Here is a 26,789-nt window from a genome sequence, read left to right as displayed (position 1 = left end):
CGATCGGTCCATGCGGTCGACAGAATCAATCCGGCCGTAGCGGCCGGCCTGATCGCTGAACGGGGCCTAGGGGGCCGACGGCATGATCGGTATCAAAGCTGGGGCACCCCGCAGGGCCGAGCTCCGCACGGGGCGGGGCGACCGGCGTCCCCGCCGGGTCACCCGCATGCTTCCCCGGGTGCTGCGCCGCGTGCGGTGCCCCCGGGACCGGCGCCTTTCCACGCTGGGCCTGCCCACCATGTGGGGCGCCGTCGCGATCACGTACAAGCTGGCCTGTCCGCTCGCGCAGCAGGAGGACATGAGGGCGCGGATCGTCAGCAGTGCCGTCTTCTTCGTGGTCGGGACCGGGCTGATATGCCATGTCCGGCGGGTGCTGCTGCGGGAGCTGAGGCAGCTGCGCGAGGTCGCGGGCGCCGCGCAGAACGTCCTGCTGAGGCCCCTGCCGCCCCGCATGGAGGGGCTCGCGCTGGCCGCCGGGCGGCTCTCCGCCTCGCGCGGCGCGTCCGTCGGCGGCGATCTGTACGAGGTGACCGCCACCGACCACGGGGTGCGCGTCGTCATCGGCGACGTGCGCGGGCACGGCCTCTCGGCGATCGGGACCGTCGCCGCCCTCCTCGGCAGCTTCCGCGAGGCCGCCCACGACGAGGCCGAACTGCCCCTGGTGCTGCGGAGGCTGGAGCGGGCGCTCGGACGGCACCTGCGGGAACGCTCGCGCGCCGAGCACCCGGCCAACGGCGGCGCGGCGCCCGAGGCCCCGCTCGCCGAGGAGTTCGCCACCGTCCTGCTCCTGGAGATCAGCCGGGAGGGCGAGATCTCCGCCCTCAACTGCGGGCACCCCTGGCCCCATCTGCTGAGCGGACCCGCCCGGCTGCTGACCGACAGCGAGCCGCTGCCGCCGCTCGGCGCCTTCCCGCTCCCCGCCGACCTGCCGGTGCTGCACTGCGGCCGGCTGCTGCCCGGCGAGGCGCTGGTGCTGCACACGGACGGTGTGACGGACGCGCGCGACGCCGCGGGGGCGTTCTTCCCGCTGCAGGCCGCGCTCACCGAGGCCGCCCGGGTCCAGCCGGTCTCGCCGCAGGGTCTGATCCGCGCGCTGTACGCCCGACTCGTGCGCCACGCGGGCCGGTTGCCGTCCGACGACGCGGCGCTGCTCGTGCTGCGCAACGACCGCACGCGGGTGCCCGCCCAGCAGTCCGAGCCCGGGTGGCGGGCCGGCACGGTGAGTTGAGCCGTGGGGGTGGAAGTCCGGGAGACGGCATGCGCCATCCGCCCCGCCATGGAGTTGTCGGGCAGACGGCGGGACGAACGGCGCCACTGAGGGCCGCCGCACTGCAAGAGGGGGGAGCCGGCGGCCCGGCCGGCCTCCTTAACTGATGAGGCATCTCAGTCAAGCGGGCCCACACCCCACGCGGCAGAGCGCACACCCCCCGGATTCGGACACTCCCTTCACACCCCGTGTGAAGGGACCTCCACTACGCTGAACAGCACCGAGCCATCGGAGGGCATCCATGCAGCCCAACACCCTGCTCGACGCGATCCTCGACGAAGCGGGCATCTCTCACGCGGGACTGGCCGCACATGTGAACCAGGCGGGCAGAGCCAGAGGCCTCGCACTGCGGTACGAACACACCGCCGTCTCCCGCTGGTTGAAAGGTCAGCGGCCGCGGGGCCAGGTCCCCGACCTGATCTGCGAGGTGCTCGCGGCCCGGCTGCACCGTCCCGTCACGCTCGACGACATCGGCCTCGGCCTGCCCGGCGTCCCCGCGGCCCGGGCCGGTTCCGCGGCCTCCACGCTCTCCGGCTTCGTGGAGCGGGCCACCGCGCTGTGGCGCTCGGACGAACAGCAGCGCCCGCACCTGCTCGGCGCGCCCGCGGTCACCGGAACACCCGCCGTCATGCCCGTCTGGGAGTGGGAGAACCCGCCCGAGGACGTCGATGTGTCCCGCGGCGGCCGGCACCCCGTCAGCACGGCCGACATAGAGATGATGCGGGCCGCCCGCGCCCACTACGAGCAGATGTACCGCAAGACCGGCGGCATCGCGACCCGCAGCCGCATCGTCGGCTTCCTCAACGCCGAGGCCGCGCCGCTGCTGAGGGGCAGCTACCCCGACGAGACCGGCCGCCAACTGCACCGCTCCACCGGCGGGTTGGTGGCGATCGCGGGGATCTGCGCCTACGACTCCGACGCGCACGGCCTCGCCCAGCGCTACTTCCACCAGGCGTTGCGGCTCGCCAAGGCCAGCGGGGACCGGGGGCTCGGCGCGTACGTCATCGCGCTCCTGGTCAACCAGTCGCTGTTCATGCGGGAGTACCGCCAGGCGGTGGCGTTCGCCGAGGCCGCGCTGCGGGCCGCCGGACGCGACCTCACCCCGGCGCTCGCCTCCGACCTGTACGCGATGCAGGCCAAGGCGTACGCGCACCTGGGCGACGGCAGGAGCGCGCTGTCCTGCATCCGGCGTGCCGAGGCCGCGGCCGACCGGATCCTGCGCGGCCGTGAGCCGGACGAGACGGGCTATGTCCAGCCCGGGCTCGTCAACGTGCAAGTGGCGGAGGCGCTGCTCAGCCTCGGCGATCTGGCCAGCGCCCGCGAGCACGCCGCGGCGGCCGTGGACACTCCGGCGCACGACCGGGGCCGGGTGCACCGGCTCGCGATGCTCAGCCAGATCGAGCTGCGCCAGGGAAACACCGACGAGGCGGTGGCCACCGCGGTGGAAATGGCAGAACAGGCGCGGGGGATGGAGTCCCAGCGGCTGCGCGACCGGCTGCGTGCCGTCCGCGAGCACCTCGTCCGCAGCGACTGCGCGGGCACGGCCGAGGCGGCCGAACTGATCGACGGGGCCCTGCGCGTACCGCTGTAACGCGCTCGCGGCGCCGTTCCGCCGGTCCCGCGCACACACCGTCCCGCGCCGCGCACACGCTGCTCTGACGTTCTCCCTGCTGCGATATTGCCATCTATTCGGCGGAAGGTGGCAGAACCGTGCAGTGGACGAAACAGAGCGAACAAACTGTGTATGGAAACCGATGGTTCAACGTCAATCTCGCAGACGTCGAACTACCCGACGGCCGGCATCTCGATCACTTCCTCATCCGGCTGCGGCCCGTCGCCGTGGCCACCGTCGTCAACGACGCCAACGAAGTGCTCCTGCTGTGGCGGCACCGCTTCATCACCGACAGCTGGGGCTGGGAACTCGCGGCGGGCGTCGTCGAGGACGGCGAGGACATCGCGTACGCGGCGGCACGCGAGATGGAGGAGGAGACCGGCTGGCGGCCGGGGCCGCTGCGGCACCTGTTGAGCGTCGAGCCGTCCAACGGGCTCACCGACGCCCGGCACCACATCTACTGGTCCGACGAAGGGACATACATCGGCCATCCCGAGGACGACTTCGAATCGGACCGCCGTGAGTGGATCCCGCTCAAGCTGGTCCCCGACATGGTCGCCCGCGGGGAGGTCCCGGCGGCCAACATGGCCGCGGCACTGCTCCTCCTCCACCATCTGCGTCTCAGCCAGGACGCGCGCTAGCTAATGGCCGATCGCCTGCCAGACGGCCACGGCGATCGCCGCGACCGCGGCCAGGGCCGCGATCGTGGGCAGTGGCCAGCGCGTGTTCTCCAGTGCGGCGACCCTGGTCTCCATGGTCTCCACGTTCTTGGAGGTCTGTTCGTCGTGCTGAGTGAGCAACGCCAGCCGTCCGTCGACGCGGGCCAGACCCACGTCCAGGCTACGGCGTAACTCCGCGAGTTCTTCCGGGACCACGGCAATCTCGCCGTCGGTGGTCACGAGTGCACTCCTCTCTGTAGTGGCGCGTCCCCCCTTCATCCGCACAGAAAGTCAACTCGCGTGGTGGGCAGGGCGGGAGAGTGTGCGATGGGCATATGCGAGCCTTCTGCGCACACGGTGTGTGAACGCCGCGGGCCCGGCACTCGCAGGAGTGCCGGGCCCGTCCGTACGGAGTGTGTTCGTACGGGGAGTGAATGCCTCGACGTGTCAGGCGTACGTGTAGAAGCCCGAGCCGGACTTCCGGCCGAGCCGGCCCGCGTCCACCATCCGCTGCAGCAGCGGGGGAGCGGCGTACAGCGGCTCCTTGTACTCGGCGTACATGGAGTCGGCGACCGAGGCGACCGTGTCCAGGCCGATCAGGTCGGCGAGCTTGAGCGGGCCCATCGGGTGGGCGCAGCCCATCTCCATGCCGTTGTCGATGTCCTCGCGGCTCGCGATGCCCGACTCGAACATCCGGATCGCGGAGAGGAGGTAGGGGATGAGCAGCGCGTTGACCACGAAGCCCGAGCGGTCCTGGGCGCGGATCGCGTGCTTGCCGAGGATCTTCTCGACCGCGGCCTGGGCACGGCTGATGGTGCCCTCGGAGGTGGTCAGCGCGGGGATCAGCTCGACGAGCTGCTGCACGGGCGCCGGGTTGAAGAAGTGGATGCCGATGACCTGGTCCGGGCGCGAGGTCGCGACGGCCAGCTTCACCAGCGGGATGGAGGAGGTGTTGGAGGCGAGGATCGCGTCCTGCCGGGTCACCACCTGGTCGAGGACCTGGAAGATCTCTGTCTTGACCTGCTCGTTCTCCACGACGGCCTCGATGACCAGGTCACGGTCGGAGAACTCGCCGAGGTCGGTGGTGAAGCTGAGACGGTCGAGCGTCGCGTCGCGCTCCTCGTCGGAGATCTTGCCGCGCTCGGCGGCCTTGGAGAGCGAGTTGTACAGCCGCGTGCGGCCGATCTCCAGCGCCTCGCCGGTGGTCTCCGCGACCTTCACGTCCAGTCCGGAGCGGGCGCAGACCTCTGCGATTCCGGCGCCCATCTGGCCACAGCCCACCACTCCGACGCGTGCGATATCGGTCATGGAGTCGGTCACCTCGTGCCTTTCGCTGATCAACGGGGCCGGCAGGTCCCCCGTACGGATGCGGTGCCTGCCTCGGCCGTGAACGTTACTCCGCAATGAGGGCGCCTTGAGGGGCCGGGTCGGGCATGCTGTCCGCTACCGGCAAGGGGTGCCGGTGCACAGCGAGCTCAGGGGGCATGCAGATGAGGCGTATGTCACGTCGGGGTTTCTCGGTGGTGGCCGCGGCGGCGGTCGCCGGCCTTGCGACGGCGGGGGACGCGTCCGCCGCTCCCGACCGGCGGCACAAGAAGGGCCGCGAGCTGCGCGGCATGTGGCTGGCGAGCGTGGCCAACCGCGACTGGCCCTCGAAGCCGGGGCTCCCGGCCGACCGGCAACGCAGTGAGCTCCTGGCCTTCCTGGACTCGGCGGCGAGCCGCAGACTCAACGCGGTGGTCTTCCAGGTGCGGCCCACCGCCGACGCGCTCTGGCCCTCTCCGTACGAACCGTGGTCGGAGTACCTGACCGGTGTCCAGGGCAAGAACCCGGGCTGGGACCCGCTGGGCACCGCCGTGCACGAGGCGCACCGCAGGGGCCTGGAGCTGCACGCCTGGTTCAACCCGTTCCGGGTCGCGAACCACACCGACCCGTCGCGCCTTGTCGCCACCCACCCGGCGCGCGTGCACCCCGACTGGGTCGTGCCGTACGGCGGGAAGCTCTACTACAACCCGGGCCTGCCCGCGGTGCGGCGCTTCGTGCAGGACGCGATGCTCGACGCCGTGCGCCGCTACCCGATCGACGCGGTGCACTGGGACGACTACTTCTACCCGTATCCCGTCGCGGGCCAGGTCTTCGACGACGACGCCGCCTTCGAGCAGTACGGCGGGGGCTTCCCCGACCGCGCCGCGTGGCGGCGGGACAACATCGACCGGCTGGTGCGCGAGATGGCCCGCCGGGTGAAGAAGGCCCGGCCGCGCACCCAGTTCGGCATCAGTCCCTTCGCGGTCTGGCGCAACATCGCGACTGACCCGACCGGCTCGGACACCCGGGCCGGCGTGCAGACGTACGACGATCTGTACGCGGACACGCGGGGCTGGGTGAAGAAGGGCTGGATCGACTACATCGTCCCGCAGGTGTACTGGAACATCGGCTTCGCCGCCGCGGACTACGCCAAGCTGATCCCGTGGTGGAACGACGTCGTGCGCGGCACGGACGTGCGCCTGTACATCGGGGAGGCCCTCTACAAGGCCGGCGACCCGGCGCAGCCCGCCGCGTGGCAGGACCCGGCGGAGCTGTCCCGGCACCTCACGTACGCGGAGGGCTTCCGCGAGGTGCGCGGGCACGTCTACTTCTCGGCGAAGGAGGTCGGCGTCGACAAGATCGGCGCGATGGCGCGGGTGGTCGCCGACCACTATCAGGAGCCGGCGAAGCCGCCGCGCTGAACCCGCTGGGACCGGTCCTACGCCGGGTCCTGGTGCCGTACGACGGTGTCGGGGCCCGGCGACATCACGGTCTCGTGGCCGTCCTCGAAGCGGACGCGGTACGGCGGGCCGCCCTCCGTGCCCAGTACTTCGACGATCCGCGCGATCCGGTCGTGCTGCCCGACGATCCTGCCGTGCACCACCAGCTCGTCGCCTACGGTTGCACGCATCTGGAGTGCCCCCTCGTCCCGCTCAGCGGTCGCGATCTGTGGCGGCAAGTGTACGACGGGTAGGGGGAGTTGGGGCCCTCCCGGACGGGTAACGGGTCAGCCGCGGGAGCGTTGGGTGACCGCGATGCACACGAGGACGGCGGCGGCCGTGAGCGGGGCGGCGACGGTGAGGTGCTCGCCGAGCAGGAACACCGACCAGACCAGGGTCAGCAGCGGCTGGGCGAGCTGGAGCTGGCTGGCCTTGGGGACGCCGATCGCCGCCATGCCCCGGTACCAGACGACCAGGCCGAGGAACTGCGAGCCGATCGCGGAGTACAGCAGGCCCGCCGTGCTGTGCCCGGTGAGTGTGAAGGACTCGTGGGGCAGGGCCGTGAGCGCGCCGACGACGTTGAGGGGCAGGCAGAGGATCAGCGCCCAGCCGATGACCTGCCAGCCGGGCATCTCGCGGGCCAGCCTGCCGCCCTCGGTGTAGCCGGCCGCGCAGATCAGCAGCGCGCCGAAGAGGTAGAGGTCGGCGGTGGACAGGGCGCCGCCGCTCTGCTGCACGGTGAACGCGATGACGGCGGCGGCCCCGGCGAGCGCGGCACCCCAGAAGGTGCGCGAGGGGCGGGCTCCGGTGCGCAGCGCCGAGAAGACGGCGGTCGTCAGGGGGAGCAGGCCCACGACCACCGCGGCGTGCGCGGTGGTGGAGGTCTGCAGGGCGAGCGTGGTGAGCAGCGGGAAGCCGACGACGACCCCGGCGCCGACCACCGCGAGCCCCGCCCAGTGGCGGCGGTGCGGGAGTGCGACGCGCAGGGCGAGCAGGCAGCCGCCCGCGACCAGCGCGGCGAGCACCCCGCGCAGGGTCACGAAGCTCCAGGGGCCGATGCCTTCGAGGCCCCAGGCGGTGGCGGGGAAGGTGAGGGAGAAGGCGGTGACGCCGAGGGCGGCCGTCACCGTGCCCGCGCGAGGGGAGCCGAACCGGCTCGGCGTGCCTGGTTCCGGGCCGGGGCCGGGGCCGGCGGTGGCGGGGACTGCTATCCGCTGCGGACGAGTAGCGCTATCCTGTGCTGTCATGCATGACAGTAGCAGTGTGGGAGATCTTGCGAAAACCCTGCGTGCCGAGCTCGACCGCTACTCACCTGGTGGAAAGCTGCCGTCGAGCCGGGCGTTGATCGAACGGTTCAGGGTGAGTCCGGTGACCGTGTCGCGGGCCCTGGCGCAGCTCGCCGCCGAGGGGCTCGTCGTCACCCGGCCCGGCGCCGGGGTCTTCCGTGCCGAGACGGCGGCCCCCTCGGCACCCGCCGGGGACACCTCCTGGCAGGAGGTGACGCTGAGCGCCGACGCCGCCGCCGAGCCGGTGCCGCGCACGGTCGACGCGACAGGGGTACTCGCCACGCTGGCCGCGCCGCCGCCGGGCGTCATCGAGTTCAACGGCGGCTATCTCGATCCCGCCCTGCAGCCCGAGCGCGCCATGGCGGCGGCCCTCGCGCGGGCGGGGCGGCGGCCCGGGGCGTGGGGGCGGCCGCCGGTCGACGGGCTGCCCGAGCTGCGCGAGTGGTTTTCGCGGGGGATCGGCGGCGCGATCACGGCCGCCGAGGTGCTGATCACGGCGGGTGGCCAGAGCGCGCTGACGACGGCCCTGCGGGCGCTCGCGCCGCCCGGCGCGCCGGTCCTCGTCGAGTCACCTACGTACCCGGGCATGCTGGCGATCGCCCGGGCCGCGGGGCTGCGCCCGGTGCCCGTGCCGGTCGACACCGACGGGGTGCGGCCCGAACTCCTGGCGGCCGCCTTCCGGGCGACGGGCGCCCGCGTCTTCGTCTGCCAGCCGCTGTTCCAGAACCCGACCGGCGCCGTGCTGTCCGCCGAGCGCCGCTCCGAGGTCCTGCGGATCACCCGCGAGGCGGGGGCGTTCGTCGTCGAGGACGACTTCGTGCGCCGCCTCGTCCACGAGGACGCGGGGCCGCTGCCGCGCCCGCTCTCCTCGGACGACCACGACGGCGTCGTCGTCCACGTCTGCTCGCTCACCAAGGCCACCTCGCCGAGCTTCCGCGTCAGCGCGCTCGTGGCCCGCGGCCCGGTTCTCGAGCGGCTGCGCGCCATCCAGGTCGTCGACCACTTCTTCGTGCCGAGGCCGCTGCAGGAGGCGGCCCTCGAACTGGTGGGCTCACCGGCCTGGCCACGTCATCTGCGGGCGGTGGCGGTCGAGCTGAAGGAGCGCAGGGACACGTTGGCGGCGGCGCTGCGGCTGCGCGTGCCCGAGCTCACGGTGGAGCACGTCCCTGCGGGCGGCTACCACCTGTGGGTGCGGCTGCCCGACGGTACGGACGAGACCGCGCTGGCGTCGGCCGCGCTGCGGGCGGGTGTGGCCGTCGCCCCGGGGCGCCCGTACTTCGCCGCCGAACCCACCGCCGGTCATGTGCGGCTGAGCTTCGCCGCGGTCGCCGGGGCCGGGGAGATCACGGAGGGGGTGCGCAGGCTGCGGGCGGCGTGCGACGAGGTGCTGGGGTGAGGCTGCCCGGACGTGCCGCCGGGGCGGGCTTGGTCCGGCGGCACATCCGGATCCCACCGGCCGTAAACGGCTCGACGGCGCCCGGTGCGGGCTGCGACGCTCGCGCTCATGACTGACAGTGCCATGCCCTCCGAAGCACCTGACCCGATGATCCCCGACGGCTACCAGGTGTCCGCCGACCCCGGGCGCATCGATGCCGCCCGCGTCCACCACTGGCTCTCCACCGACGCGTACTGGGCCCTCGGCCGCACGCGCGAGAAGCAGGACGCGGCGATCGCCGGTTCGCTGAACTTCGGGATGTACGACGGGACGACGGGCGAGCAGGTCGCGTACGCGCGCGTGGTGACCGACCGGGCCACCTTCGCCTGGCTCTGCGACGTGTACGTCTCGCCCGATGTGCGCGGCAAGGGACTCGGCTCCGCGCTCGTCGGCGCGGTCTGCGCCCACCTGGAGCCGCTCGGCGTGCGCCGGACGCTGCTCGCCACGGGGGACGCGCACGGGGTCTACGAGAAGTTCGGGTTCGCGGCCGTGGAGGCGCCGGAGAACTGGATGGCGCGCGGCCGGCAGTGAGGGGACGGCGTTCGGCGGTGAGGGCGGGGCGGCCGGGCGGCACGGGCTGTACGTGAGCTGCTCCGCACCTGCGGCGAAACCTTGACCCGCACTCCTGCGCGCTTCACGATCACCGCATGCACGCTCGTGTCACCCTCGTCGCCGCCGCCCGGAGCGGCTCGCTGCTCGTGGAGCGTTTCGGCGACGACCGGCCGCTCGACTGGGCGGGGTGGGACGACGTCCGGCGCGCCGCCCCCGCGCTCCTGCCGCTCGGGGGCGGCCGAGCTGCGCCACCGCTCGCCCAACCCGCCCTGCGGGACTGCGACATGGGGCGTCGGCGCGGCGGCACGCTCGCCGAGGTCACGGCGCACGAGCCGGCCGGGGTCGACACCTGGCCCAGCGACCCGCACTCGGCACCGCACGGCGGGGAGTCGCTGCTCGGGTTCCGCTCGCGCGTCGGCGGCCGGCTCGACACCCGGCCGCCCGGCGAGGGCGTCGGCGAACGGGTCCGTGTGCTTGCCGTCGCCGAGCCCGCCGTGGTGCGCGCCGCGCTCACCCACGCCCTGAAGGCGCCCCCGTCGACGTAACGGGAACATCGATGTGCGTCCCCTCCCCGCCGTCACCCTCACCCGGCACGGTGGCCGCTGGAATCTCCCGTTCGACGCGGCCGGTGGTACTCCGTGACGAGCAGCAGGTCCTTGGCGGGCCCGCCGACCCGCCAACGGGTGCGCCAGCGGTCCGTGCCGATCACCTCGAACTCGCCGCGGTAGAGGTCGTCCACGCAGGGGTGGTCCGTCGTCCAGTACCCCGAGCGCAGGTCGAGGTCGTGGAAGAAGCGGCCGTCGGCGAACTCCACGCGTGCGGTGCCCGGCGCGTCGCCGGGGAGGAAGCGGAGCGTGCGCTCGGCGGGACGGGCGGTGCCGTGCCAGGTGAAGGTGCCGGACTCGTGGTGCAGGAGACCGCCGGAGTCGGGGGCGGGCAGTGGCGAGAACAGTGTCGTACCGGTGAAGTGCCCCTCGGAGCCGTCCGTGAGGTCGCGGACCGTACGCTCCACGCGCCACTCGCCCGCGAGGAAGGCCAGCGTGCCGGGCCCGGCCGGGTCGAGGGCGGCCGCTCCCGTCACGGGAGAGGCGTCGGCGTGTTCATCGGGCAGGGGCATGCCCGCAGGCTACGTGGCCGGCCGTCCGGGCCACTCGCCCGCCGGCCCACTTGCCCACGGGTCGACTGGCCCACTGGTCCGCTCGCCCGCCCGCCCGCTTTCCTACCGGTCCACGACCGCCATGCTGCGCTCGTCGTAGCGCGTGCCCGAGACCCGGTCCGCGGGCGCCGCCGCGTCGATCGCGGCGAGCTCGTCGGCGGAGAGCTCGACGGCGAGGGCGCCGAGGTTCTCCTCCAGGTACTTCTCGCGGCGGGTGCCCGGGATCGGCACGACGTCGTCGCCGCGGTGCTGCACCCAGGCGAGCGCAAGCTGGCCGGCCGTGACGCCCTTGTCGGCGGCCAGCGCGTCCAGGGTCTCCACTATCGACAGGTTCCGCTCCAGGTTGCCGTCGGCGAAGCGGGGCTGGGTGCGGCGCACGTCGTCCTGCGGGAACTCGTCGAGCGAGGTGTAGCGGCCGGTGAGGAAGCCGCGCCCGAGCGGCGAGAACGGCACGAGGCCGATGCCGAGCTCGCGGCAGACCGGCACGATCTCCTCCTCCAGGTCCCTGGTCCACAGCGACCACTCGCTCTGCAGCGCGGCGACGGGGTGCACGGCGTGCGCCCGCCGGATCGTGGTGGCACCGGCCTCGGAGAGCCCGATGTGGCGCACCTTGCCCGCCTCGACCAGCTCGGCCATCGCGCCGACGGTCTCCTCGATCGGCACGGTCTTGTCCACGCGGTGCTGGTAGTACAGGTCGATGTGGTCGACGCCGAGGCGGCGCAGCGAGGCGTCGCAGGCCTCGCGCACGTATGCCGCGTCACCGCGGATGCGGGTGGGCTCGCCGAGCCGGTTGGCGAAGCCGAACTTCGTGGCGACGACGGCCTGTTCGCGGCGCCGGCCGGCGAGGGCGCGGCCGATGAGGCGTTCGTTGTGGCCGGTGCCGTAGAAGTCGGAGGTGTCGAACAGGGTGACGCCGAGGTCGAGGGCGCGGTGGAGCGTCGCGACCGACTGCGTGTCGTTCGACGCGCCGTAGCCGTGGCTCATCCCCATGCACCCGAGGCCCTGCGCCGAGACGGTGAGGGCGCCGAGGCGGCGTACGGGAAGGCTGGTCATGGTGGTACCTCCTGGGGTGTGCCCTGTGATCGGGCTCGACCCTAGGAGCTGGAGCGGACTCCAGGTCAAGACCGGGGCGGACGCGGCGCCGGAGCGCGGATGCGGGGGCTTTCCCCAGGGCGGTTCCGCCCGGTAGCCCGATGGTCCGGCGCCGCGCGTGTTTCTAGCGTGGTGATCGACTTCCTCGGCCGCACCGTCGACCGAGCACCATCGGACCAAGGAGCACGATGCGCGTCGTGTCAGCAGCAGCCGCGGGCCTGGGCCTCGTCGGATTACTCGCGGGCGGGGTGGCCGCGGCGGATCCGCCCGCATCCTCCGACCGGCAGGCGCAGAGGCTGAGTTGGGGCCCCTGCTCCCCGGCGCAGAAGGAGCTGAACGAGGCGGGCGCGCAGTGCGCGGACGTGACCGTGCCGCTCGACTACGCGGACCCCGGCGGCCCTACGATCACGATCGCGATCTCCCGCGTCAAGGCGCAGTCGCCCGGCGCGCGGCGCGGCATCCTGCTCTCCAACCCGGGTGGCCCCGGCGGCACCGGACTCGCCAACACCCTCGCCCTGAGGCCCGCGTTGAAGAGTGCGGCGGACCAGTACGACCTCATCGGCTTCGACCCCCGCTTCCTCGGCGAGAGCACCCCCCTCACCTGCGGCAAGACCCCGCGGCCGACGCCGCCCGCCGAGACCACCACTCCCCGCGGGGACTTCGAGGGCGCGCTGCGCTCGGCGCGCGAAACCGCCCGCCGGTGCCAGGAGCACGGCGACAACGCCGCGTTGCTCCCGCACGCCTCGACGCGGAACGTCGCCCGAGACATGGACGCCGTCCGGGCGGCGCTCGGCGAGCCCAGACTGTCGTACTACGGCGTCTCGTACGGCGCGGACCTGGGCGCCGTCTACACCCAGCTGTTCCCGCGCAGGGCCGACCGGATCGTCCTTGACTCCTCGACCGACCCGGCGGCCACCCAGTACGAGCTGTTCCGGCGGTCCGGGGCGCCCGCGGAGGCGGCGCTCGACGAGCGGGTGCGGGCGGACATCCACCGGCTGCTCGCCCGCGCCGAGCGGCACCCCGTCCCCGTCGCGGGCCGGCGCCTCGACGCCCAGCTGCTGCGGATCATCTTCAAACAGCTCGTCCAGCACGAGGAGAACGACGCTCAACTCGTCAGCGTCGTCGGTGACCTGAAGAAGGCCGCCGCGGGCGAGGAGTTCGAGCCGGGGCCCGCGCTCACCGGTTTCCTGGAGCTTCTCTCCTCGCCCGAGCTCGCGGACAGCATGGTCGGCGGCGCGATCTTCATGTGCGGCGACGGCGGCTGGCCCGCGGGCGGCTGGCCGAAGAACCCGGCGACGTACTGGAAGAACATGCAGCGCAGCCGCGCCACGCAGCCGGTCTTCGGCCCGTACGTCAACGGGATGATCGCCCCCTGCGCGTTCTGGGGGAGCGAGCCCCGCGAACCCGGCACGAGGATCGGCAACGACGTGCCCGTCCTGCTGCTCCAGGCCCGCCACGACAACAACGTCCCCTACGAGGGCGCCCTCGCCCTGCACGAGAAGCTCACCGGATCGCGCCTCCTGACGGCGGACATCCGCGCGCACGGCGTGTACGGGCGCGGCCGGGACGGCCTGACCCCCGTCCCGTGCGCCGACCGCGCCGTCAACACGTACCTGCGCGAAGGCAAGCTGCCCGCCGCGGACCTCACCTGCGCGAAGCCCGACGCACGCCCGACGACCCCGTCCCGCACGAAGCCGGAGGACCCCCGATGACCGACATCAGCAGGCGCACGGGCCTCACCGTCGCCGCGGCCGCCCTGTTCGCGGGAGCGGCCGGCACCCCCGCGTCCGCCGCCCCCGCCGCACCCTCCCCACACGGCCGCACCCTCCAGCACGGCGTCGACGCGATCGTCGCCACCGGAGCGAGCGGCGCCGTCGCCGAGCTGAGCGGGGCGCACGGCCGCACGAGGGCCCGCGCGGGCGTCGCCGACAGCGCGGGCGACGAGCCGGTGCCGTGGGACGCGTACTACCGCATCGGCAGCGACACCAAGACGTTCACCGCGACCGTCGTCCTCCAACTCGTCGGCGAGGGACGGCTGAAGCTCGCCGACACCGTGGAGCGGTGGCTGCCCGGCGCGGTCCGCGGACACGGCAACGACGGCCGCCGCATCACCGTCGCCAACCTGCTGCGGCAGACCAGCGGACTCAACGACTACATCACCGCGGACAGCGGGGACTTCACCCCCGACGCCTACTTCCGCAACCGCTTCCGCTCCCAGACACCGCAGGAACAGCTGGCCGTGGCCCTGGGCGGCCCGCCGCAGTGGCTGCCCGACGCGGAGGACCCCGTGGGGGAACGGCGCTGGGGATACTCCAACACCAACTACGTCGTCGCCGGGCTGATCGTCGAGGCGGTCACCGGGCACCCGTGGGCCCAGGAGGTGCACGAGCGGATCATCGAGCCGCTCGGCCTGCGCCACACCTTCACGCCCGGCACCTCGCCGTACGTGCCGCGGCCGACGGCCACCGGATACACGTACTTCCCGGGGGAGACCCGCCCCACCGACACCACGCTCGGCTACGGCGGCGGAGCGGACGGCTGCCTCCTGTCGACCACCCGTGACCACGGCGTCTTCCTGCGCGCCCTGCTCGGCGGCCGGCTGCTGCGTCCGGCGCAGCTGGCCGCGATGAAGAAGACCGTGCCCGTCAAGGACTGGGTCCCGGCCGACGGCGTCCGCTACGGCCTGGGCATCGCCTGGCGTCCCGTCGCGGGGCGCGCGGACGGCCTCTGGTTCCACGGCGGGACGAGCCTCGGCTGCGTCTGCGAGGCAGGTGTCACCCCGGACGGTGCGACCTCCGTGACCAGCGCGGCCTTCACGCTGCGCCTGGACAGCCCCGAGGTCCACGAGAGGCAGGCGCGGGCGACGCTGCGGATGGTCGATGCGGCGCTGCGCGGGGCACCCGGGGGCCGTCGCCCCTGAGGGACGCCTCAGGGGAATTCCTCAGGGGGTGGTGCCGCGCCCTTCCCGGAGAGCCGGGTGCGGAGCGGCCCGCGCTGTGCGGTCGGCGTGTGCGGCGACCTGTCGGGGCAGCCGCGTCGCGGCCAGCGCGCCGAGCGCGGCGACCCCGGCCAGGACCGTCAGCGTGGGGGCCATCGCCGAGAGGAACGCGCCGTCCGGCCCTCCGCGGGGGCCGGCGGCGGGGGAGGCGAAGGCCGTCATCAGAGTGGTCGCCGCGGCGATGCCGACCGCGGGGCCCACGTTCATCGCGGTCTGCTGGAGGCCGCCCGCCACTCCCGCGTCGGCCGGCGGGGCGTGACGTACGACGACGGCCGTCGCCGCGACCATCACCGTGCCGAACCCCGCCCCGACGAGCACGAACGCGACTGCGGTGGCCAGCGGGCCCGACGCCCGGTCCAGGCGGGACAGGGCCAGCACGCCGAGCGCGAGCACCGTCATCGCCGTCGTGATCGTCCGCCGCGGTCCCCGGCGGCGCAGGACCACGGCCGACAGCGGCGCGCACGCCACCATCATCACCGCGAGCGGCAGCGCCCTCAGGGCCCCCTCCAGCGGGTCGAGGTCCAGGACGTCCTGGAGGAAGTACGTGGCGACGAAGAGCGTCCCGAACATCGCTGCGGAGGCCGCGAGGAGGATGCCGAGCGCGGATCCGACCGCGGTGGAGCGGAGCAGCCGGGGCGGTATCAGGGGGCTCGCCGCCCGTCGTTCGTGCAGGGCGAAGGCGACGCCCGCGGCCACCGCCACCAGGACCCCGGCCACGGCCGCCGCCGTCCAACCGTGGTCCGGCACGGTGACCAGCGTGTGCACGAGGCACGCCAGCGTCACCGCGAGCAGCCCGGCACCGGCCGGATCGAGCCCCGGAGCGGCACCTTGCGCCCGCGCCGCCGGTACCCGTACGACCAGGGCCGACGCGCCGATCGCGAGGGCGGGCACGACGCTGAGGAAGAACACCGAGCGCCAGCCGAAGTGCGTGGCGAGCGCCCCGCCGAGGACCGGACCGAGCGCGGCCGAGAGGCCGATCGCGCTCGTCCGCACCGCGATCGGCATCCCGAGCCGGTCCGGCGGGTACGCGGCCCGCAGCATCCCGAGCGTGGCGGGCTGCAACAGCGCTCCGCAGACTCCCTGGGCGACGCGCAGGGCGAGGACGGGGCCGAAGCCCGGCGCGAGGGCGACACCCGCCGACGCGGCCGCGAAGCCGAGCGTCCCGACAGCGAAGAGGCGCCGGTGCCCGTACCGGTCGCCGAGCCGTCCCGCGAAGACGAGCAGGCTCGCCACGGCGATCAGATAGCCCGTGCTCATCCACTGCACCTGCGTGAACGAGGCGCCCAGATCGCGCCGCAGGGCGGGCTGGACCGCGGTCAGCGCCGTGCCGTCCAGCGCGACGACCATGGCGCCGACGACGCTGCAGGCCAGGGTGAGGCGCCGCTGGACGGCCGGTCCCGGTGTCCCGCGCCCGGACCCGGCAGGGCCGGGAGCCGTGGCCGTCATGCGTCCTCCGGCCCGAGGTGTGCCACCAGCGCCGCGTCGAGCAGCGGCGCCACGTCCTGCGCGCCCGTGGCGAGGCGCAGGCTGCCCCACCCCCACAGCTGCGCGATGCCGTGCAGGTTCGCCCAGAGCGCGCCCGCGACGGTCCGTGCCCCGGCGCCGGAGACCGGGCGGGCCTCGGCGACGAGCCCGACCAAGACGTCGAAGAGGGGCAGGCTGGTCTCCCGCAGGCCGTGCTGACCGCTCTCCAGCAGGTCGTGCCGGAACATCAGCTCGAACATCCCGCGGTGGGCCGCCGCGAAGTCGAGGTAGGCGCGGCTCAGCGCCTTCAGCCGCGTACGCGCGTCGTGCGGCGCCGCCCCCGCTTCCTGATTCCCCCCGGCGCCCACCGCCCGCTCCGCCTCGGCCGCCAGCTCGGCGAAGCCCCGCCGGGCGATGGCGGAGAGAAGGGCCACGTGCGTGGGGAAGTGGCGCCGGGGCGCCCCGTGCGAGACCCCGGCCCTGCGGGCGATCTCCCGCAGGGTCAGCGCCTGCACGCCCTCGGCCGCCACGAGCTCCACGCCCACGTCCACCAGCCGGGCCCGCAGCCCGGCGTCCTGTTCGCTCATAGACACTGTCTACTACAGTGCGTAGACAGTGTCTACGAAGAACGGGACCCCCAGGGCCCTGTCCGTAAGGGGGGAGGTACGAGATATCTTGATGTCGAGCAATGTTGCAGACGCGGAGCGGAGCACCCGGTGACTGACTCGACCATCATCTACACCCACACTGACGAGGCCCCGGCCCTGGCGACCCATTCGTTCTTGCCGGTGGTCCAGGCCTACGCCTCGACGGCCGGTGTCGGCGTGGAGACCCGCGACATCTCGCTCGCGGGGCGCATCATCGCGAGCTTCCCCGAGCGTCTTCAGGAGAGCCAGCGCATCTCCGACGCCCTCGCCGAGCTCGGCGAGCTGGCCAAGACGCCCGGGGCGAACATCATCAAGCTGCCGAACATCTCGGCGTCCATCCCCCAGCTCAAGGCGGCCGTCGCCGAGCTGCAGGAGCAGGGCTACGCGCTCCCCGACTACCCGGACGACCCGAAGACCGACGAGGAGCGCGACATCCGCGCCCGCTACGACAAGGTCAAGGGCAGCGCCGTCAACCCGGTCCTGCGCGAGGGCAACTCCGACCGCCGCGCCCCCGCGTCGGTCAAGAACTACGCCAAGGCCCACCCGCACCGCATGGGCGCCTGGACGGCCGACTCGAAGACGAACGTCGCCACCATGGGCGAGAACGACTTCCGCTCCACCGAGAAGTCCGCGGTGATCGACGAGGCCGGCTCGCTGCGCATCGAACTCCTCGGTGACGACGGCTCCACCACCGTCCTGCGCGAGTCCGTACCGGTCCTGGCCGGTGAGGTCGTCGACGCCTCCGTGATGCGCGTCGCCGCCCTGCGCGAGTTCCTCAAGGAGCAGGTCGCCCGTGCCAAGGCCGAGGGCGTGCTCTTCTCCGTGCACCTCAAGGCCACGATGATGAAGGTCTCCGACCCGATCGTCTTCGGCCACGTGGTCCGCGCCTTCTTCCCGAAGACCTTCGCCGCGTACGGCGACGTCCTCGCCGCCGCCGGTCTGACCCCGAACGACGGTCTGGGCGGCATCTTCAAGGGCCTGGACTCGCTGGCCGACGGCGAGAAGATCAAGGCGTCCTTCGAGGCCGAGCTGGCCGAGGGCCCCGAGCTGGCCATGGTCGACTCCGACAAGGGCATCTCCAACCTGCACGTCCCGAGCGACGTCATCGTCGACGCCTCGATGCCGGCCATGATCCGCACCTCCGGCCACATGTGGGGCCCGGACGGCGGCGAGCACGACACCCTGGCCGTCCTGCCGGACAGCAGCTACTCCGGCGTCTACCAGGTCGTCCTCGACGACTGCCGCGCCAACGGCGCCTTCGACCCGGCCACGATGGGCTCCGTCCCCAACGTCGGCCTGATGGCGCAGAAGGCCGAGGAGTACGGCAGCCACGACAAGACCTTCGAGGTCCAGACGACCGGCACCGTGCGCGTCGTCGACGGCGCGGGCAACGTCGTCCTGGAGCAGACCGTCGCCGCCGGTGACATCTTCCGCATGTGCCAGACCAAGGACGCGCCGATCCAGGACTGGGTCAAGCTCGCCGTCACCCGCGCCCGCGCCACCGGCAGCCCGGCCGTCTTCTGGCTCGACGACACCCGCGCCCACGACACGGTGCTCATCGGCAAGGTCGAGCGCTACCTCGCCGACCACGACACCGAGGGCCTGGACATCCAGGTGCTGTCCCCGGTCGAGGCCACCGCGTTCTCCCTGGAGCGCATCCGCCGCGGCGAGGACACCATCTCGGTGACCGGCAACGTCCTGCGCGACTACCTCACCGACCTGTTCCCGATCCTGGAGCTGGGCACCAGCGCCAAGATGCTGTCGGTCGTCCCGCTGATGAACGGCGGCGGCCTCTTCGAGACCGGCGCCGGCGGCTCCGCCCCGAAGCACGTCCAGCAGCTGGTCAAGGAGAACTACCTGCGCTGGGACAGCCTGGGCGAGTTCCTCGCCCTCGCGGTCAGCTTCGAGCACCTGGCGACCACCACGGGCAACGCGCGCGCCCAGATCCTCGCCGACACCCTGGACCGTGCCACGGCCACGTTCCTGGAGAACGACAAGTCGCCGAGCCGTCGCCTCGGTGGCATCGACAACCGCGGCAGCCACTTCTACCTGGGCCTGTACTGGGCGCAGGAGCTGGCCAGGCAGACCGACGACGCGCAGCTCGCCGAGGCGTTCGCGGCCCTGGCCAAGACGCTCTCCGAGCAGGAGCAGACCATCGTCGACGAGCTCGTCGCGGTGCAGGGCTCCCCGGCCGACATCGGCGGCTACTACCAGCCGGACGCGGCCAAGGCCTCCGCGGTCATGCGCCCGTCGGCCACGCTCAACCAGGCGCTGTCGATCCTGGGCTGACCCCGGGCCGGGGGACGACCCTCCGGTATGCGGCACCGACGCAGAGGGGCCTCCCGCCGGCACGGCGGGAGGCCCCTCTGCGTTCCGCGGCTACGACCTGCGCTTGGGCTTGCCGCGCTTGGCGGGCTTCGGGCGGGCCGCGGTGCCGCGCTGCCCCTTGCCGGCCGGCTTCGCGCCGGACCTGCCCGGTGCGGGCTTCCGCTTCTGCTGGGCCGCCGCCTTGGCCTTGGCCTGCTCCTTCGCCGGCGTCCCCGCGCGGCCCCGCGAGCTGTTGACCGTCCGCCCGCGGACGATCCCGATGAAGTCCTCCACCAGATCCGTGGTCGCCGCCTGGGGCCAGGACAGGGCGACCCGCGACTCGGGGGCGCCCGTCACCGGACGGTAGGTGAGGTCCTTGCGGTGGTGCAGCCGGGCGAGGGACTGCGGGACGACGAGGACGCCCACGCCCGCCGCGACCAGGTCGACGGCGTCCTCGGTCGTGGCGGGACGCTCGTTCGCGGGCACGCCCGGCCGCCGCTCCCAGTCGAGGGTCTCGTCGAGGGGATGGAGGACGACTTCGTCGGCGAGGTCGTCGGGGGACACCTCCTCGACCGCGGCCACGACGTGATCCTTGGGGATCATGACGACCGTCGTCTCGGTGTAGAGGGGGATCGCGCTGAGGTCCGCGTCGCCGACGGGCAGCCGTACGAAACCGGCGTCGGCCTCGCCCGCCCGCAGCACGTCGGGCGCCTGGGCGGCGGACACCGTGAGGAGGGTCAGCGGGACGTCGGGCAGCCGCTCGTTCCAGATACGCACCCATTTGGCGGGCGTCACCCCTGGGACGTAGGCGAGCCGGAACGAAGGGGATACTTCCGAGCCTGTCACCTCGCCAGGCTACCCGGCGTGGTCGGGAGTAGCGCACACGCTCGATACCCTGGTCCCATGACGTCGCACCAGACCACCCAGACCATGAAGCCCGCGACCGCGGCGAAGAAGCTGGGTGTGTACCTCCAGGCCACGCCCGCCGAGTTCCAGGAGGGCGTCGTTTCGCGCAGCGAGTTCAACGCGCTGCAGGCCGACCCGCCCGAGTGGCTCCAGGAGCTGCGCCGCAACGGCCCGCACCCCCGTCCCGTGGTCGCGGCCAAGCTCGGCGTCTCCATCGCGGGCCTCGCCCGCGGCGGCGTCACCGAGGCGCTCACCACGGAGCAGATCGACGCGCTGAAGGAGGAGCAGCCCGGCTGGCTGCGCCAGGAGCGCGCCACCCAGGCCGATGTCCGCAAGGAGACCGTGCGCATCAAGGAGAAGCAGGCCGAGCAGGCGGAGAAGCGCGCCGCGCGCGACGAGGACTCCCGCTCCTGAAGGCCTGAGCGCGCGCCCGCCCCACCCCGGCGACAGGGTCGGCGTCCGGAAACGGGCGCCGACCAGGGGGAAGTCGTGGCGGCGCGATGCGCCACGTGGGCTCGCCCGTCCTCGTCCTGAACGGCGAGAAGGACCCCGTCTTCCGCTCCGGCGAACGCGACTTCGCCCGCGCCCACCCGCAGGCCCGCGTCGAACTGATCCCCCGCGCGCGGCACCTCGCCGACTTCGACACTCCCGAGGCCTTCACGGACGCCGTCCGCCGCTTCGCGGGGCAGCTGTCGGCAGCCGCCTGAGTCCGCCGTCCTCGCGCGCCACCCCTCACTTGATGGTGTACGTACTGCCGAACGCCGTGACGGTGAAGGGCCCTTCGAGGTCCTGGTTGCCGCTCGCGGCGATGCGGCGCAGCGCCTCGACGCGGTCGACGGACGTGCGCCACTCGTCGGCGGTGGCGGAGTTCACCGGATGCTTCAGGTCGTGGACGCGTACGTCGAAGAAGGCGTCGAGCCAGTCCTTCTCACCGGCCTCGGCGGGCGTGCCGGCCTTCGCCGTCGTCCGCCGGACGAGGGCGGGCAGGCCGTCGCCGTCGGAGCCGTTGCCGTGCTGGATGGAGGCGTCGTACAGCTCGGCGAGCGCGAGCGGGCTGCTGAGCCCGGCCTTCTTCGCCGCCCGCGCCGCCGGGTCGAAGTAGCGCGCGTCGACCTGGTCGTCCTGCACCTCGCGGAAGACGGGGTCGGCGGCGGCCCGCTGCCACGCGGCGATGTACTCGGCGTCGGGCACGGCGCCGGTGTCCTCCTCGTCCTCCTCGCCCTCTGCGTCCTCCTCCCCGCCCGCCCCGTCCGTGTGGCGCTCCAGCGGGGGCACGAAGCGGGCGAGCGGGTTGTCCGGCACCCGGTCGGTGTAGGCGCGGATCACTTCGAGCGCGTCGCCGTCGTTCGTGGTGAAGCCCGCCCGGCCCGCGGTGACGCCCCGCCCGTCGTCGAGGTTCTCCGCGTACGCGTACTGGATCCTGGTGGTGCCGTTCTCGAAGACGCTCACCAACTGGTCGGCCCGGCGCCGCTGTTCGGCCGTGAGGCCGCCGTCCGCGGGTGAATCGCCCCCGCCCTCCCCGGCGCCGCAGCCGGTGAGGCCGAGACCGAGGGCCGCGGCGGTGGCCAGCACCGTGCCGGACCGGACGAGCCGGCGCAGGGGCGCGGTGGCGGGCCTCGGCGCGAGAGTCATCGACCGGCGCTCTCTCGGAGCGTACGGAAGAACCTGCGCACGTCGGCCACGAGCAGCTCCGGCTGCTCCATCGCCGCGAAGTGGCCGCCCCGGTCGTACGTCGTCCACTGCACGATGTTGTTGGTGCGGTCCGCGATGTGGCGCAGGGGGATGAAGTTGTCGCGGGGGAAGTCGGCCAGCGCGGTCGGCGTCGAGGAGGGGGCGGGCGGCGTGCCCCAGTAGTCGGCGTGTGCCCGCTCGTAGTAGATGCGGGCGGACGAACCGGCCGTGCCGGTCAGCCAGTACAGCATCACGTTCGTGAGCATCTGGTCGCGGTCGACGGCGTCCTCGGGCCGGTCCTCGGAGTCCGTCCACTCCTTGAACTTCTCGGTGATCCAGGCCAGTTGGCCCACCGGCGAGTCGGTCAGAGCGTAGGCCAGGGTCTGGGGGCGGGTGGACTGGAGGTCGGCGTACCCCTGGCGGTCCTTCAGCCACGCCCGCATGCGGTCCCAGGAGGCCAGGGTCCGCTCGCGCTCCGACGCGTCGAGGGCGGCGAGCTCCGCCTCGCCGGGCTCCTGGGAGGGGGCCGAGTTCGGCAGCAGGTTCAGGTGGACGCCGATGACGTGGTCCGGCCGGACGCGGCCGTGCTCGCGCGAGATGCCCGCCCCCCAGTCGCCGCCCTGGACGCCGTAGCGCTCGTACCCGAGCCGGGCCATGAGCTCGGCGGACGCGGCGGCCACCCGCTGGAACTCCCAGCCGGTCTCCGTCGTCGGCCCCGAGAGCCCGAACCCGGGGATGCTGGGCAGCACCAGGTGGAACGCGTCGGCCGGGTCGCCGCCGTGCGCCCGCGGGTCGGTGAGCGGCCCGACGACGTTGCTGAACTCGACGATCGAGCCGGGCCAGCCGTGGGTCATGAGCAGGGGCGTCGCGTCCGGCTCGGGGGAGCGGATGTGGGCGAAGTGCAGGTTCGCGCCGTCGACCGTGGTGGTGAACTGCGGCCACTCGTTCAGCGCGGCCTCCGCCGCCCGCCAGTCGTAGACGTGCCGCCAGTACCGCACGAGCTCCTGGAGGTAACCGCGCGGAATCCCGTACGCCCAGCCCACCCCGGGCAGCTCGTCGGGCCAGCGGGTGCGGTCCAGGCGCGCGTGGAGATCGTCCAGATCGGCCTGCGGTATGTCGATGCGGAAGGGGCGGACACCGGTGTCGCTCGCGGTCGTCGTCATAGGGGCGCATGGTATGCCGGGCCGCCCGGAGCAAGATCGGCAGGCCCGCGCAGGCCCGCGCAGCCCCGCGCAGGCCCGTGCCCCGGGGCACGGCATGGCCCTTCCGGGCCGGGCGGCGTGCCCGGCCGCGGTTGTCGCTCCGACCTGCGGCCGTCCGTGCCCTCCGCCATCATGCTGTTCATGAGCGACTCCGCACGCGGGAGCGCGGCCGCCAGGAGCGGCCTGGCGCACCGACTCCAGCCGATGACCGGCCGCGACCCGCAGGAGCACGGCAGGGTCTCCACACCGCTTGAGCTGTTGTTCGACCTGACCTTCGTGGTCGCCGTGGGGACCGCCGCCTCCCAGTTCGCCGAGATGGTCGCCGAGGGACACGCGGGTCAGGCGGCCACCGCGTTCGTCCTGGCGATGTTCGCGATCAGCGTCGCGTGGATCAGCTTCAGCTGGTTCGCCTCCGCCTTCGGCACCGACGACTGGCTCTACCGCGTGCTGACCATGGTCCAGATGATCGGCGTCGTCGTGTTCTCGCTCGGCCTGCCCGCGATGTTCCACTCGCTCGAGGCGGGCGGCCACCTGGAACTGCGCGCGATGGTGATCGGGTACGTCGTGATGCGGATCGCGATGGTGTTGCAGTGGTGGCGCGCGGCCCGGGAGTCCCCGGCGTTCCACCGCGTGGGGATGGCGAACATCCGGTGGACCGTGATCGCTCAGGCGGGCTGGATCGTGGTCGGGTTCGTCCGCATGCCGATCGTGGCCGTGTTCGTCGCCTTCGTCGTCCTCGGGATCCTGGAACTGGTGCTGCCGGTCCTGACCCAGGGCGAGGCGGGCGGCACGCCCTGGCACCCGCACCACGTCGCGGAGCGGTACGGCCTGTTCGCGATCATCACGCTCGGCGAGGGTGTGGTCGGCACCGTCGCCTCGTCGGGGGACCTCCTGGGCGGCGCGGACGGCACGGGCTGGACGGGGAACGCGATCACCGTCGTCATCGCCGGCGTGGGCCTGACGTTCGGCATGTGGTGGGTCTACTTCGCCACGCCCTTCGGTGACATCCTCGTGCACCGCAGGCGCCGCGGATACCTCTTCGGCTACGGACACATCCCGGTCTTCGTGGGGATCGCCGGAGCAGGCGCCGGGCTGCACGTGGCGGGCCTCTACCTGGAGCACCACACGAAGATCGGCGAGGTCGCCGTGGTGCTCGCGCTGGCCCTGCCGGTCGGCCTCTACCTGCTGATGGTCTACCTGCTGCACACGATGCTGCTGTCCGCGGTGGACCGCTTCCACCTGCTGCTGATCTCGCTGACGCTCGTGGTCCTCGCCGTGGCGGTGTTCCTCGCCCTCGCCGACGTCGCCCTCGCGGTGTGCCTGCTCGTGGTGATGCTGGCCCCCTTCGTCACCGTGATCGGCTACGAGACGGTCGGCCACCGCCACCAGCGGCAGATGCTCCAGGACCTCAGCGCGGGCTGACGCCGGCCCCGGTGTGCCTCAGTCCAGCCACGCCCCGTCGCGCATGAGGAGCCTGCCCCGCAGCTCCGGCTCGCCGCGCCAGGCGCGCACGGCCGTCGGCGTCACGCACAGGTACACGTAGGGGCGTTCCTCCGCGCGCGGGTCCCACCCGAACTTGGCGGCGAACGCCTCTGCGGCGCCGCCGGGCACCTCCCCGGCGGGGAAGCTCGCCGCCTCGCCCTGGACGAGCACCACGTCGAAGGTGTCCGGCAGCGCCAGGCGTACGCGCGGCTCGGCACGGACGTTCCGTGCCGTCACGGAGTCGGCGCCCGTGGACATCCACACCGCCCGCCCGTCCCACACGAACCACAGGGGCACCTGGTGCGGGCCGCGATCGGGATGAGCCGTCGACACCCATGCGTCCCGCTCGGTGCCGAGCCGTTCCAGCGTGTCGCGCCTGCGCTCCGCCTTGTCGCGGCGAGCGGTTCCGGTGATCTTCATGAGGGCCGACAGTAGCCAGCGGCATCGCGACGCGCATGAGGCGCGGGACCTACGTCCTGGGACGGACGCCGTCTCCCGGGGACCGCATCGCCCGTCGCGTCGCGCGGTCGACGGCCCAGATGTCCGCCACCGGGCCAAGGTGCCCGAGCTTGTCGGGGTTGGCCACCATGCGGATCACCCGGATCAGCCCGCCGCTCATGTCGAGCTCCAGGGTGTGGATCACCTTGCCGTCCCGGTCGCGGAAGACCGCACCCGGCTCCCCGTTGATGTCACACGGCTCGCACGTCGCGTCGGTCCGGTCCAGCGCGGGGAACGCGGTGGCGAGCAGCCTGGCGACGGTGTCGGTGCCCACGACGGGCCGGGCGAGCCGCGGGGCCTTGCCGCCCGTGTCGCCGACCATCGTCACCTGGGCGGAGAGCAGGTCGCGCAGGTCCGCGACGTTGCCCTCACGCAGGGCGGCGAAGAAGCGCGACGCCAGTTCGTCCCGCTCCGCGCGGGCTGCCTCGAAGCGCGGCCGCCCGTCCCGGATGTGCCGCCGTGCCCGCACCAGCAACTGCCGGCACGCCGCCGCCGACCGCTCCACCGCCTCGGCGACCTCGTCGAACTCGAAGCCGAACACGTCACGCAGCACGAACACCGCCCGCTCCGGCGGACTGAGCCGCTCCAGGAGCAGGAGCGCCGCCACCGACACCGAATCGGCCAGCTCGACGGAGCGCGCGGGATCCTCGTAGGGATCGTTCAGGAGCGGTTCGGGGAACCAGGGGCCGACGTACCGCTCCCTGCGCACCCGCGCGGAGCGCAGCACGTCGATCGAGATCCGGGTCACCGCCGCGGACAGGAAGGCCTTGGCCGAGGTGGGCCGGGTCGTCGAGGCGTCGAAGCGCAGCCAGGTCTCCTGCACCGCGTCCTCGGCCTCGCCCACACTGCCCAGGATCCGGTAGGCGACCGAGAACAGCAGTGGCCGCAGCTCCTCGAACTCCTCGACCTTGCTCACGCCGACCCCCTGCTCCGCGTACGTCTCCCGCCCGGCGGGGTTGATCATGCCCCACCGGGCGGGCGCTTCAGTGCGCCTGTCCGGGTTCGTGGCCGCCCGCGGGCTGCCGGGTGATGATGTTCAGGCGGTTCACCATGTTCATGAACGAGATGTGCACCACGAGAGCGGTGAGCTGCTCCTCGTCGTAGTGCTTCGCGGCAGCCGCCCACACCTCGTCACCGACCCCCTCGGCCGCGTCCGCGACCCGGGTGCCCTCCTCGGCGAGCGCCAGGGCGGCCCGTTCGGCTTCGGTGTAGACCGTGGCCTCCCGCCAGGCGGCCACCAGGTTCAGCCGCAGCGCGCTCTCGCCCGCGGCGGTTGCCTCCTTGGTGTGCATGTCGAGGCAGGCCGCGCAGCCGTTGATCTGGCTGACGCGCAGCGCCACGAGTTCCCGCGTCGCGGCCGGCAGCGCCGAGTCCGTGAGGGCCTTGCTGCCCGTGACGAAGTGCTTGATCGCCCTGCGGGCGGTGGGTCCGGCGAAGTAGTTCAGTCGCGCGTCCATGGTGGAGCTCCTCTGCGGTCGTCGGTGCCTACGACCCTTGGGACGAGGCAGCCCGCCGCCCTGTGACACGGCCGGATGTGACCTGCGTCTCCCCCGCTGATGCCCGGCTACGTGAACAGCCGGCCCGAGGATCCGGCGTTCCTGGCGAAGATCCCCGCGGGTCGGTACGCCACCACCGAGGAGATCGGGAAGCTCGCCCGGTTCCTCGTCTCGGACGACGCCGCGTACATCAACGGCGAGTCCATCCGCATCGACGGCGGCGGGGGGGGGGGGGGGGTTGGGGGGGGGGGGGGGGGGGGGGGGTGGGGGGGGGGGGGGGGGGGGGGAAAAACAAGAAAAAAGAGAGAGAGGGAC

General features: G+C 73.0%; 26 protein-coding genes and 2 pseudogenes. 14 read left to right on the top strand and 14 right to left on the bottom strand.

The genetic code is table 11. The features are described from left to right. Nucleotides 1-82 precede the first annotated feature (82 nt). From ACZ592_RS21780 to ACZ592_RS21770, 3 genes are all read left to right on the top strand, one after another. Nucleotides 83-1,228 carry a PP2C family protein-serine/threonine phosphatase gene (locus tag ACZ592_RS21780; RefSeq protein ID WP_471583236.1) on the top strand — a complete coding sequence of 382 codons (1,146 nt, stop codon included), beginning with the start codon at nucleotides 83-85 and terminating at the stop codon, nucleotides 1,226-1,228. Between the two features lie 280 nt (nucleotides 1,229-1,508). Further along, a complete protein-coding gene (locus ACZ592_RS21775) occupies nucleotides 1,509-2,858 on the top strand; it encodes a transcriptional regulator (protein ID WP_471583235.1) in 1,350 nt (449 codons plus the stop codon). 119 nt (nucleotides 2,859-2,977) lie between these two features. Then, nucleotides 2,978-3,520 carry an NUDIX hydrolase gene (locus tag ACZ592_RS21770; RefSeq protein ID WP_471583234.1) on the top strand — a complete coding sequence of 181 codons (543 nt, stop codon included), beginning with the start codon at nucleotides 2,978-2,980 and terminating at the stop codon, nucleotides 3,518-3,520. Here ACZ592_RS21770 and ACZ592_RS21765 read toward each other — a convergent pair whose 3' ends face one another. Further along, a complete protein-coding gene (locus ACZ592_RS21765) occupies nucleotides 3,521-3,778 on the bottom strand; it encodes a hypothetical protein (protein ID WP_471583233.1) in 258 nt (85 codons plus the stop codon). A 207-nt stretch (nucleotides 3,779-3,985) separates the two neighbouring features. Then, nucleotides 3,986-4,846, bottom strand: coding sequence for a 3-hydroxybutyryl-CoA dehydrogenase (locus ACZ592_RS21760; protein WP_471583232.1), 861 nt, complete (start codon nucleotides 4,844-4,846; stop codon nucleotides 3,986-3,988). 182 nt (nucleotides 4,847-5,028) lie between these two features. On the opposite strand from ACZ592_RS21760, the gene ACZ592_RS21755 reads away from it, so the two are divergent. Then, nucleotides 5,029-6,264 (top strand): glycoside hydrolase family 10-like protein, encoded by a 1,236-nt coding sequence (locus tag ACZ592_RS21755; RefSeq protein ID WP_471583231.1) that lies wholly within the window; start codon nucleotides 5,029-5,031, stop codon nucleotides 6,262-6,264. Between the two features lie 17 nt (nucleotides 6,265-6,281). Here ACZ592_RS21755 and ACZ592_RS21750 read toward each other — a convergent pair whose 3' ends face one another. Beyond that, the gene (locus tag ACZ592_RS21750) at nucleotides 6,282-6,473 is read right to left on the bottom strand and encodes a DUF1918 domain-containing protein (protein WP_471583230.1); all 192 of its coding nucleotides are present in this window, start codon (nucleotides 6,471-6,473) and stop codon (nucleotides 6,282-6,284) included. A 96-nt stretch (nucleotides 6,474-6,569) separates the two neighbouring features. Next, complete coding sequence (locus ACZ592_RS21745) at nucleotides 6,570-7,529, bottom strand: DMT family transporter (protein WP_471583229.1); 960 nt, start codon at nucleotides 7,527-7,529, stop codon at nucleotides 6,570-6,572. On the opposite strand from ACZ592_RS21745, the gene ACZ592_RS21740 reads away from it, so the two are divergent. The 3 genes and pseudogenes from ACZ592_RS21740 (at nucleotide 7,528) to ACZ592_RS21730 (ending at nucleotide 10,197) form a co-directional block, all read left to right on the top strand. Beyond that, nucleotides 7,528-8,964 carry an aminotransferase-like domain-containing protein gene (locus ACZ592_RS21740; protein ID WP_471583228.1) on the top strand — a complete coding sequence of 479 codons (1,437 nt, stop codon included), beginning with the start codon at nucleotides 7,528-7,530 and terminating at the stop codon, nucleotides 8,962-8,964. The genes ACZ592_RS21745 and ACZ592_RS21740 overlap by 2 nt on opposite strands. 108 nt (nucleotides 8,965-9,072) lie before the next feature. After that, the gene (locus ACZ592_RS21735; protein WP_471583227.1) at nucleotides 9,073-9,534 is read left to right on the top strand and encodes a GNAT family N-acetyltransferase; all 462 of its coding nucleotides are present in this window, start codon (nucleotides 9,073-9,075) and stop codon (nucleotides 9,532-9,534) included. 116 nt (nucleotides 9,535-9,650) lie between these two features. Beyond that, a pseudogene (locus ACZ592_RS21730) lies at nucleotides 9,651-10,197 on the top strand (histidine phosphatase family protein). Here the strand turns inward: ACZ592_RS21730 and ACZ592_RS21725 are convergent. Together ACZ592_RS21725 and ACZ592_RS21720 are read right to left on the bottom strand one after the other, a co-directional pair. Further along, nucleotides 10,139-10,672 (bottom strand): DUF6314 family protein, encoded by a 534-nt coding sequence (locus ACZ592_RS21725; protein ID WP_471583226.1) that lies wholly within the window; start codon nucleotides 10,670-10,672, stop codon nucleotides 10,139-10,141. The pseudogene ACZ592_RS21730 and the gene ACZ592_RS21725 sit on opposite strands and share 59 nt — an antisense overlap. A 102-nt stretch (nucleotides 10,673-10,774) precedes the next feature. Then, nucleotides 10,775-11,764, bottom strand: a complete 990-nt coding sequence (locus tag ACZ592_RS21720) for an aldo/keto reductase (protein WP_471583225.1) — start codon at nucleotides 11,762-11,764, stop codon at nucleotides 10,775-10,777. A gap of 227 nt (nucleotides 11,765-11,991) precedes the next feature. Between ACZ592_RS21720 and ACZ592_RS21715 the strand changes: the two genes are divergently transcribed. Together ACZ592_RS21715 and ACZ592_RS21710 are read left to right on the top strand one after the other, a co-directional pair. Further along, nucleotides 11,992-13,515 carry an alpha/beta hydrolase gene (locus ACZ592_RS21715; RefSeq protein ID WP_471583224.1) on the top strand — a complete coding sequence of 508 codons (1,524 nt, stop codon included), beginning with the start codon at nucleotides 11,992-11,994 and terminating at the stop codon, nucleotides 13,513-13,515. Next, a complete protein-coding gene (locus tag ACZ592_RS21710) occupies nucleotides 13,512-14,723 on the top strand; it encodes a serine hydrolase domain-containing protein (RefSeq protein WP_471583223.1) in 1,212 nt (403 codons plus the stop codon). Before ACZ592_RS21715 ends, ACZ592_RS21710 begins: the two co-directional genes overlap by 4 nt. Before the next feature lie 21 nt (nucleotides 14,724-14,744). Here ACZ592_RS21710 and ACZ592_RS21705 read toward each other — a convergent pair whose 3' ends face one another. Then, nucleotides 14,745-16,247, bottom strand: a complete 1,503-nt coding sequence (locus ACZ592_RS21705; RefSeq protein ID WP_471583222.1) for an MFS transporter — start codon at nucleotides 16,245-16,247, stop codon at nucleotides 14,745-14,747. Next, nucleotides 16,244-16,852, bottom strand: coding sequence for a TetR/AcrR family transcriptional regulator (locus ACZ592_RS21700; RefSeq protein WP_471583221.1), 609 nt, complete (start codon nucleotides 16,850-16,852; stop codon nucleotides 16,244-16,246). Before ACZ592_RS21700 ends, ACZ592_RS21705 begins: the two co-directional genes overlap by 4 nt. A 129-nt stretch (nucleotides 16,853-16,981) precedes the next feature. Between ACZ592_RS21700 and ACZ592_RS21695 the strand changes: the two genes are divergently transcribed. Then, complete coding sequence (locus ACZ592_RS21695) at nucleotides 16,982-19,201, top strand: NADP-dependent isocitrate dehydrogenase (RefSeq protein ID WP_471583220.1); 2,220 nt, start codon at nucleotides 16,982-16,984, stop codon at nucleotides 19,199-19,201. A gap of 90 nt (nucleotides 19,202-19,291) precedes the next feature. Here the strand turns inward: ACZ592_RS21695 and ACZ592_RS21690 are convergent, their stop codons facing one another. Continuing rightward, entirely contained in the window at nucleotides 19,292-20,065 is a 774-nt protein-coding gene (locus ACZ592_RS21690; protein ID WP_471583219.1) for a LysR substrate-binding domain-containing protein, read from the bottom strand. A 57-nt stretch (nucleotides 20,066-20,122) separates the two neighbouring features. On the opposite strand from ACZ592_RS21690, the gene ACZ592_RS21685 reads away from it, so the two are divergent. Both ACZ592_RS21685 and ACZ592_RS21680 read left to right on the top strand, forming a co-directional pair. Beyond that, entirely contained in the window at nucleotides 20,123-20,539 is a 417-nt protein-coding gene (locus tag ACZ592_RS21685) for a DUF5997 family protein (RefSeq protein WP_471583218.1), read from the top strand. A gap of 80 nt (nucleotides 20,540-20,619) precedes the next feature. Next, nucleotides 20,620-20,832: pseudogene (locus ACZ592_RS21680) on the top strand (alpha/beta fold hydrolase); the annotation flags it as partial. Nucleotides 20,833-20,857: 25 nt separating this feature from the next. Here ACZ592_RS21680 and ACZ592_RS21675 read toward each other — a convergent pair. After that, nucleotides 20,858-21,757 carry a chitosanase gene (locus ACZ592_RS21675; RefSeq protein ID WP_471583217.1) on the bottom strand — a complete coding sequence of 300 codons (900 nt, stop codon included), beginning with the start codon at nucleotides 21,755-21,757 and terminating at the stop codon, nucleotides 20,858-20,860. Then, entirely contained in the window at nucleotides 21,754-22,959 is a 1,206-nt protein-coding gene (locus tag ACZ592_RS21670; RefSeq protein ID WP_471583216.1) for an epoxide hydrolase family protein, read from the bottom strand. The genes ACZ592_RS21675 and ACZ592_RS21670 overlap by 4 nt, the downstream gene beginning before the upstream one ends. A 180-nt stretch (nucleotides 22,960-23,139) precedes the next feature. On the opposite strand from ACZ592_RS21670, the gene ACZ592_RS21665 reads away from it, so the two are divergent. After that, nucleotides 23,140-24,420, top strand: a complete 1,281-nt coding sequence (locus ACZ592_RS21665; RefSeq protein ID WP_471583215.1) for a low temperature requirement protein A — start codon at nucleotides 23,140-23,142, stop codon at nucleotides 24,418-24,420. A gap of 18 nt (nucleotides 24,421-24,438) precedes the next feature. Here ACZ592_RS21665 and ACZ592_RS21660 read toward each other — a convergent pair whose 3' ends face one another. From ACZ592_RS21660 to ACZ592_RS21650, 3 genes are all read right to left on the bottom strand, one after another. Then, nucleotides 24,439-24,900 (bottom strand): pyridoxamine 5'-phosphate oxidase family protein, encoded by a 462-nt coding sequence (locus tag ACZ592_RS21660; RefSeq protein ID WP_471583214.1) that lies wholly within the window; start codon nucleotides 24,898-24,900, stop codon nucleotides 24,439-24,441. A 49-nt stretch (nucleotides 24,901-24,949) separates the two neighbouring features. Continuing rightward, nucleotides 24,950-25,894 carry an RNA polymerase sigma-70 factor gene (locus ACZ592_RS21655; RefSeq protein ID WP_471583501.1) on the bottom strand — a complete coding sequence of 315 codons (945 nt, stop codon included), beginning with the start codon at nucleotides 25,892-25,894 and terminating at the stop codon, nucleotides 24,950-24,952. 67 nt (nucleotides 25,895-25,961) lie between these two features. Next, entirely contained in the window at nucleotides 25,962-26,435 is a 474-nt protein-coding gene (locus tag ACZ592_RS21650) for a carboxymuconolactone decarboxylase family protein (RefSeq protein WP_471583213.1), read from the bottom strand. 99 nt (nucleotides 26,436-26,534) lie between these two features. Between ACZ592_RS21650 and ACZ592_RS21645 the strand changes: the two genes are divergently transcribed. Then, on the top strand, nucleotides 26,535-26,789 hold a 255-nt coding region (locus tag ACZ592_RS21645), incomplete at its 3' end, for an SDR family oxidoreductase (RefSeq protein ID WP_471583500.1).

The organism is Streptomyces sp. NPDC040622 (genome assembly GCF_055593965.1).
This window is presented reverse-complemented; position numbering and strand designations above follow the sequence as displayed.